Genomic DNA, 8,012 nt, shown 5'->3' on the forward strand with positions numbered 1-8,012 from the left:
GTTTTGGCGATTGATATGGATAGTCAGGGAAATTTAACTCAATTGGTGAGTGGTTATGATGATTTAGAAGTGTTTTATCACGAGACAATCAAAGAGGCAATGGAGAATGGGGATATAGATCCATATATTAAAGTTGCTACTGATAATATTGATTATGTACCAGCTGACGATTATTTAGTATTGATTGCAGATTATAGAGGTCCAAAAAGTAAAATTCAATTGCTTAAAGAAGTTATTGAAAGTGTAAAAGACCAGTATGATTATATTTTAATTGATACACCACCTAATCTTAGTATTCAAACAGTTAATGCTTTGATGGCTAGTGATTATGTAGTGATGATGTTTGAAACGGCTAAATTTAGTTATAATGCTCTTCCTAGATTTATGGAAACAATTGAGGGTGCGAAAGAAAATGGCAATGATACATTACAAATAGCTGGGATTCTTGCTACATTATCTGATGCGAGACGAATTGATAATAAAGAGTTATTGCAATTGGTACGTGAAGAATATAAGGATTTGATATTTGATACAGTTATTTCAAGACGTGCAGCTATTGGGAGATTACCTGTATACGGTATTATTAATAATCCAGAAATTAGAGCTGCAACGGAACAACATAGAAATTTCATAGAGGAGTTGTTGAGTCGTGTCAATTAAAGATAAATATAATAAAAATCCCAAAGAAGCACCTAAATCAAAAGGTAATAGGGACGTTGTAAGTAAGTTATTACAACAAGATAATGAAAAAATACAGGAAATTGCAAATACAGATATACAGGTTTCTGTAAATGCAGTTGAACGTAAAATTAAGAAGGCGACATTTGAATTGGATGCTGATCTGCACAAACGTTTACGCGCAGCAGCAGCATTGGAGGAATGTACAATGTTAGATATTGTAGATGTTGCATTGAAAGAATATCTTGATAAGTTAAATCGTTAAGCAAGTAATTTTATATTTATAGTGAATTAAAGAATCAACTTTGCGAATGCAACAAAGGAGATAGTGGATCAGATCCATAAAGAATTAGGGCATGGAAAAATCGGTGGAAACTAGCAATGCGGTATATAAGTATTGACAAAGATAAGGATTTGAAAAAAATGAATTGTAAGTGGGGGGGGAATTGGGACATGTATATAGAGGTAAAATGTGCCGAGTAAGGATAATAATTGTTTCCAATTCGAAGTAGTAATGTTACTATTTATGTAACTTAATTGAACGAAATCAAAAAAGTCAGCATCAATAACAGGACTGCAATCCTGTTATTGACCGCCAGATCACATATAGGGTGTGATTGACGTTGCTAACTTCTTGAATCAATTCATATGTCATTATTTTATATGATGAATATCAATTTATCAAGGAAGTTTTCTTATATCAATTTAATTATTGTCATTAAGAAGAAGCATAGTCATTCACTACACAGTGTTTGATTATGCTTTTTTGTTTTCTTAAAAGGGAGAAGATAACAATGACAACTAACAGTACACTAACAGCAACTCAACAGAGAACACAATTTTACATGACCTACAGCGGAAATAAACCGAAACGATCTGTAAAAGAAAATCGTTTAAAACAACTAGAAGAAGATTTGCTGCAACAAAATATATTTATGGATGAACTATTTCCACAAAAACAATTCTTAGTATTAGAACAGATCGCATTCTGGTTGTCTGCTAATGGCTTATGTAAAGTTGGAACTGATACGCTTGAAGAAAAGCTTGGAGTATCAGTTAGAACGGTTAGAAATGCTATTAAAGCTATTAAAACAACGAATCAATTTGTAGTTGGCCGTTTGAGATCGGCTAAATCAAATTGTGGTAAATACGTCATTGTAGATAAGAAACATGAGAATTTCAAATCGATTATGAGGGAAGTTTTCTTGTTGTCAGAAGCATCTATTGCACAATTAAACGCACAGCAAGATGCACAACAGAAAATGTTTAAAGACATTGATATGTCTACGTTTGAACAAGAAAATAAGAGTCCTAACCTTTATTTATCTTTAAATAATTCAAAACAAGCTAATAATAAATATATTCATAGTTTTAATTTGTTAGAAACACTTAAAGAAGAAGTGGAATCTCAACAACCGATAACCTCCGAAGAACAACGTACATTGCTTTTAACGTACACAGACAACGAGTATCAGCATTTGTTTTTCGATTTCATACAATCTATGCCCTATCCTTCTATCGTTCGTGAAAACGCCTATAAACTGGCTTTAAGAGTAGGTTCAGATACAGATGTAAAACGATTCATTGCAGCTAAAGAAGTAATTCATCATATTTCAATGGATATGGAGTATAACCATTTTGATAATGTAGTAGCTGTTTTTACAACTGCATTATTAAATAGATTAGAATATCCTTCAATTCAACCAGTTAAACTAGCAAATCAGCACGTTAGAAAAACAAAAAAAGGTGTATTTTATAATTGGCTAGAAGAATAATAGTGACTAGCTTATTTTGCTATGCTTGAGATTGTCTTTGAGAGTGTTTGACAATAAAAATGTAAGGTTACAACTGGTTTGAAAAGGAGTGATCGGACTATGAATGCTAGTGATGTAGCAAGTATATTGAACGTATCAGCACCTTCTTTACGAGCTTATTCGCAATTATTGGAGCAAAACGGTTATAAAATACATAAAAATGCAAATAAACAGCGTCAATATAACGAACATGATATTGATATACTCAGCGCTATGCTAGCGCTTAAAAATCGCGGTGAATTATCGCTTAAAGAAGCTGCAATAAAGGTTTCAAGCGCTGACTTTTCGCCTTCAAGCGTTGTTCAATCAATCGCCGAGCGCAAGCGCGATGAACAAAGCGCGATGACCGTTGAGCCCTTTGATAATGAGCTTTATCGCATATTAGAGCTTATGAGCGATGAGATGGTAGCGATGCGTGCTGAAAATAAGGCGCTAAATGAGCGATTAGTAGGGTTAGAAAGCAAGCAGGATGCTACTTTAAAAGCGATTGAATCGGATAACGAAGGTAATGAACAAATGAACGAACTTATGAATGAAATTAAGAAGCTCAATGCAAAAATAGAATCTTTAGAAGAACAAAGTCAACAAAAGAAACCTTCTTTGCTAGCAAGATTGTTTAAAAAATAATCGGTGTATAAAATCGATTGTTACATTGAATTGGCAAAGGGTGAATTATACTAGGGGGATGGCTATGTTTGAAAATAATACAATAACAGGATTTCATATTAAAAGTTCTATGGAAGAGACAATTATGCAATTAAATACTACCCAATTATATAATTGGCATATCCCTAAAATGTTACGTAATGAGAGTATTCAACAGGGGGATATCGTTTTAGTTCATTCTAAAAACAATGTAGCACGAGTATTAGTTATGAATGTTTCTCGAGAAGAATTAGAAGAGACTGGAAAACGTTATAAACGTGTAGTTAAGATTTTGGAAAGAGCACCAAAGAAAGTTGAACAATGTTAAGAGAATTTAACTGAAGTGAAAAAAAGAAGCATTAAACCTTTGTTTAATACTCCTTTTTAATCGTATGAATCAGCTCATGACAGGTGAGCAAAAAACAATGATGCAAAGTATTGTAGATAACCGTAGCGTAAATGGGAAAGCCGACTATGACATTTTAAGTGGATTGGATAAGTCGTATCGTAGTATAACGAAACAAAAGAGATAATGGATCAGGTCCATATTTCAAATATTAAAAAGCTTAATTTCTCAGCATTTAAATTGAGGAATTAGGCTTTTTGTTGTTCCGTTCACCATAATCAATTGCTAAATTGAAGACAATCCTTCATCACCAGGAACCAAAAAAGCCAAGAAGCATAAATAAATAGATAAAAGCCTATTTTTATGGGAGTGGATGGAATGGATACTCCATTGATTTTCTACAATGAATTAAAGCGGATTCAATTCCAGCAACAAAATAGTTATAAGACTCAAACTGACCAGGAATTATATCAACATCAAAATAATGATAATGATAATGAAAATGAATCAGTACATACCAAATCCCTTAAAGAATCAATTGAATTTGATGATTCAGAGAAAGATTCTTTATGTGAAAAAAAAGATGATTGTGAGAAATCATTAAATAACATAAAAATCCCCTCAAAACGCATATTACCAAAAATCAAATGCCGTCATTTTAAAAAGAATACAAATAATTTTAAATTTCAACAAAGAAAGTTAGAGACATTGCAGGCTAATTCAATAAGTGATAACAGAACTATTAAAACAGAATCTGTGGCAGATATCGAAGAACAGGAAATAAAAAAAAAGAGAATAGAAGATAAAGAAGAACATAATGTAACTCCACCTTCTAATTTTGGGAATATCTATTCAAAAGAGAATATAATTCCATTTACTATATTTGTTGACATTAACGATTTTCTCCGTAGACCCATTGGAGGTGATATCATTCAGCAATCTGCACTATTCCTCGAAGGTGATGATCAGACACAACAATCAGAAAGTCATTCACAGTTTATTCATACAGAATTATCTTACCCTGAGCCAGTGAAATATAGGTTAGTTCGTTCAAAAATTAATGAAATTATTAGTTTTACTACTGAAAATGAAATGCATCATGCAGAGAAACGGATATATGAAACGGTTGCTAATTCAATCCATATGCCTTCACAAAAAAAGAAGGGGAAACCAGAATGTACACATAATCATATAGAGGTAAGAGTCCCTGTAGTAGTAGGAGAGTATGAAATTGAAATAAATATGAGCAATCAAGTTTTCTTTGAACAGGAAGTTCTTGGTTTTAAAGAAATCTCCAGAAATGTTGAATTAATAAATTTTAAATTTACTCCTGTTCAATATGGCAAATCATTAGGTAATGGGACATGTACGATATGTAAAGGGAAAGTAGCGTTGGAAGGGGAAATTCTTCAAAGATTTAAGTATTCAGCTAATACAAATCACAATAAAAATGCAGCACAAAAGCAAAAGAAAAATCGACTTCACCAAAGAATGGTACTTAATTTAATCGTTCATCTTTCACAAATACAGAAAATTAAGGCTACCTTATATGATGAAGAATAGTAGTTAAATGCATCGATTTTTATAACACGAGATGGGATTATTATTGATACAAATGTTTAAATGAATAAACTATGATATATCTCATCTTTGTAGGTTGATATAAATAATAATAATTAGTTTCTCTATTTATGTTTAGTAAATAACCCCAGCTAAAAATGAACATAATGACTATTCTACTAGCCTATTTAAAAATATTTAGTCCACATATTTTATTATAAGAGTTTGAAAAAGCTCAAAAAATAGCAAAAGAGGTGAGTAAATGAAAAAATGTAATTGCAACCAGCAACAAGAATCATGCGCAGTACCGTCAACGCAACAAATTCCGGTGTCTGATGATGCAGTATTAAATGATACGACAGTAAGTACGCCAATTTTGAAAGTCCCGGTTGTACTTGTAGAAAGATCACTTCAAGTTGTTGTAGAGACAGATATTTCACTTGATCCACCAGCAACAGAGATTAAACGTGTAACAAAGAATGTCTTTTTAAATCAAGTGAAGCTCATTCCTGTAAAATTTGATCAAATTGGAAGCACAGACTACTTTGAAGTAACGAAAGCAAAATTATTTATATCAGGGTTTATTCGGAAAAATATTGAGTATTCTTCAGATGATTGTCAAGGTGTATTACAAGATCGAATTGTTGAAGTACCGTTTTCTGGATTCGCTGAGATTACAGCAAATGAATTCTTAAGCAAACCTATTATTGGTATTTCTGATAGTAACAAAGCATATTTCTTAAACGACACTAATGGTGAAGTACCTCGATTGGATAAATATTTCTTCCAAAATTCTGTGAAATACAACGAACAACCATATGGGGAATTAATAGGTGCTAATTTCTTTGAACTTGATTTCTCTCCAGTTACTGTTGAACCACAAGGTGAGTTTGGAACAATACGTGAAAAAATCGTTATGGATGTTTTTGTTAAAGTGTTACAAGTTCAACAACATCGTGTAGGTACATTGAGAATTATACCAAATTTGGATACTGGTCTTGAATGTTAAATTGAACACACAATTTAATATAAACAAAATTATGTGATTATCTCCTCAATCATAAGAAGTTGAGGAAATTTTTTATGTAATAAAAAACGTATGAAAATGTATATTTTCATACGTTTTTTCTGCGGTTTTACGGGGTTCTTCCTTTCGTGATACACTAACATACATCAAATGTACGATATTGGATGAAATGAGGGGTTGAGATGGCCAAAGAAAAGAACGTGCAGCCATTGCGCACGAAGGCAGAAATTGTGGATTTCCGGTGGGCACTGTCTAAGTATGCGCGCGCTCGAGATCTGTTTTTATTTAACCTCGGGATTAACCTTGGGCTGAGAGTGAGTGATCTGGTCCCATTGAAAGTGGAAGATGTACGAGGGAAAACGCATTTGGTGATTACCGAGCAAAAGACGAAGAAAACGAAACGCTTTTTGATTCCACGGGCCACAAGAGAGTTGATCGAGTCGTATACACGCTATTTGAGCCCATCTGCGTGGTTGTTTCCCAGTCAGAAAGGAAACGGCCATATTTCCACCACACAAGCGTACAGGGTCCTACAAAAGGCGGCAGAAGCGCTTGGACGAGAGGATATCGGTACACATACCATGCGCAAAACGTTTGGGTATCATCATTACAAGCAACACAAGGATGTGGCAGTGTTACAGCAGCTGTTTAATCATTCAGCACCATCGATTACGATGCAGTATATAGGGGTCACGGAAGATGAAGTGGATGCGACGATGGAGGATTTTTCTTTATAGATTTTGATTAGATAACCTAGACGGAAATTTACCATTGTGATTATTTATTGCATCGGTTACAAAAAAAATGAGTCGTTGAAAGATAATATTGTAGACATGAAATTTGATGATATACCGAATTTTTTTCAACTCATGGAAGAAGAAAATAAGGTTTAATATAAGAGGTTATACATATCTCTTTAGACAGTAAAAAGGTCAAAAAAGCAAATTTGCTTTTTTGACCTTTTTTTAATTTTTTAGAGTTTCGTTAAGGAAACTAAATTTATTCATGTATATTGGATCTTTTAATTCATTTAACATTTTTATAGATATCTCTATAGGATAATTTTTTTTATCATTTTCTTCTCCCATCGATTCTTTCCATGCCCTAATTCTTTATGAATCCGATCCATTGCCTCTTTTGTTGCGTTATACAACGTTTTATCCGTTTCACTTAAAATGCCGTAGTCGGCTTTCCGATTTATGCTGCAGTTATCTATAATCCTTTGCATCATTGTTTTTTGCTCAGCTGTCATGAGCTGATCCATACGATTTCTTGCATATGCATGGCGAAATCCATGTGCACCTCGGCCAGCCTGATCAATCCCTGTTTTCTTACAAGCCACATTAATACCGTCTCGAATCGTTGAGTACGATACATTGACCACTCGTTCTTTGTCACCTTTTCCTTGAAGTAACTGTTCTAGACGTTTTTCAAAATGACGAGGGATATGGATTTCTCTTTGTCGTCCACCCTTCGTAATCCCTGCACCATACTAGCAATGCGTTATATGGGAGATTGATTACTAAATATGAAAATTTGTACAAGTTTGATTTGACTACGAGATATATGAAGAATTGAGGTTTGTAAAGAAAAATACATAAAACCGTAAATACATAAAACTGTATATACAGTTTTATGTATTTACGGTAATAATGTTTTTTAGAAACAATAACCCCTATAGAGTCTGGAGCGTCTGTGGTTAGTGTTTTTGAGCATCCTATGGGTGCTTTTATTTATGTTATCGGTTTTTCTAAGGTTCGTTTCTTTATACATACCTGTATTTACGGTTTTACAGTTTCTTGCTTGTGTTGTTTACTATTATTAAAGGATGGTGATTTGAATGTTAGCAAAAGTTATTACATTTTCTTTGCAGAAAGGTGGAGTTGGTAAAACAACAACTTGTGGTCTTACTGCATATTTGTTAGGTCAGAGGGGTTATAAA

10 protein-coding genes are annotated in these 8,012 nt (G+C 33.3%); 9 read left to right on the plus strand and 1 reads right to left on the minus strand.

Features of this window, described 5'->3' with window-relative positions; all coding sequences use genetic code 11:
* From MKY02_RS21920 to MKY02_RS21955, 8 genes are all read left to right on the plus strand, one after another.
* A partial coding sequence (locus MKY02_RS21920; protein ID WP_340711706.1) for a ParA family protein occupies positions 1-660 on the plus strand: 660 nt, incomplete at its 5' end.
* On the plus strand, positions 650-943 hold the full coding sequence (locus MKY02_RS21925; protein WP_038179335.1) for a hypothetical protein: 294 nt from the start codon (positions 650-652) through the stop codon (positions 941-943). The genes MKY02_RS21920 and MKY02_RS21925, both read left to right, overlap by 11 nt.
* A gap of 529 nt (positions 944-1,472) precedes the next feature.
* Positions 1,473-2,453, plus strand: a complete 981-nt coding sequence (locus MKY02_RS21930; RefSeq protein ID WP_038179337.1) for an HTH domain-containing protein — start codon at positions 1,473-1,475, stop codon at positions 2,451-2,453.
* 99 nt (positions 2,454-2,552) lie between these two features.
* Complete coding sequence (locus MKY02_RS21935; protein ID WP_038179339.1) at positions 2,553-3,119, plus strand: helix-turn-helix domain-containing protein; 567 nt, start codon at positions 2,553-2,555, stop codon at positions 3,117-3,119.
* A gap of 64 nt (positions 3,120-3,183) precedes the next feature.
* Complete coding sequence (locus MKY02_RS21940) at positions 3,184-3,465, plus strand: DUF5839 family protein (RefSeq protein ID WP_038179341.1); 282 nt, start codon at positions 3,184-3,186, stop codon at positions 3,463-3,465.
* Between the two features lie 396 nt (positions 3,466-3,861).
* Complete coding sequence (locus tag MKY02_RS21945) at positions 3,862-5,046, plus strand: BC_2427 family protein (RefSeq protein ID WP_038179343.1); 1,185 nt, start codon at positions 3,862-3,864, stop codon at positions 5,044-5,046.
* A 259-nt stretch (positions 5,047-5,305) separates the two neighbouring features.
* A complete protein-coding gene (locus MKY02_RS21950) occupies positions 5,306-6,052 on the plus strand; it encodes a CsxC family protein (RefSeq protein WP_038179344.1) in 747 nt (248 codons plus the stop codon).
* A gap of 200 nt (positions 6,053-6,252) precedes the next feature.
* Positions 6,253-6,807, plus strand: a complete 555-nt coding sequence (locus MKY02_RS21955) for a site-specific integrase (protein WP_038179346.1) — start codon at positions 6,253-6,255, stop codon at positions 6,805-6,807.
* Positions 6,808-7,121: 314 nt separating this feature from the next.
* On the opposite strand, the gene MKY02_RS21960 is transcribed toward MKY02_RS21955, so the two are convergent.
* Entirely contained in the window at positions 7,122-7,454 is a 333-nt protein-coding gene (locus MKY02_RS21960) for a hypothetical protein (RefSeq protein ID WP_038179348.1), read from the minus strand.
* Between the two features lie 456 nt (positions 7,455-7,910).
* Between MKY02_RS21960 and MKY02_RS21965 the strand changes: the two genes are divergently transcribed.
* Positions 7,911-8,012, plus strand: a 102-nt coding sequence (locus MKY02_RS21965) for a ParA family protein (protein ID WP_340711707.1), incomplete at its 3' end; no start/stop codon positions are given.

The sequence above is a fragment of the Viridibacillus sp. FSL R5-0888 genome, from assembly GCF_038009105.1.
Taxonomy (GTDB): domain Bacteria; phylum Bacillota; class Bacilli; order Bacillales_A; family Planococcaceae; genus Viridibacillus; species Viridibacillus arenosi.

Coding starts and splice junctions, on each gene's coding strand:
- MKY02_RS21955 (WP_038179346.1), top strand. CDS start 6,253: ATGGCCAAAGAAAAGAACGTGCAGCCATTGCGCACGAAGGCAGAAATT.
- MKY02_RS21945 (WP_038179343.1), top strand. CDS start 3,862: ATGGATACTCCATTGATTTTCTACAATGAATTAAAGCGGATTCAATTC.
- MKY02_RS21935 (WP_038179339.1), top strand. CDS start 2,553: ATGAATGCTAGTGATGTAGCAAGTATATTGAACGTATCAGCACCTTCT.
- MKY02_RS21950 (WP_038179344.1), top strand. CDS start 5,306: ATGAAAAAATGTAATTGCAACCAGCAACAAGAATCATGCGCAGTACCG.
- MKY02_RS21930 (WP_038179337.1), top strand. CDS start 1,473: ATGACAACTAACAGTACACTAACAGCAACTCAACAGAGAACACAATTT.
- MKY02_RS21940 (WP_038179341.1), top strand. CDS start 3,184: ATGTTTGAAAATAATACAATAACAGGATTTCATATTAAAAGTTCTATG.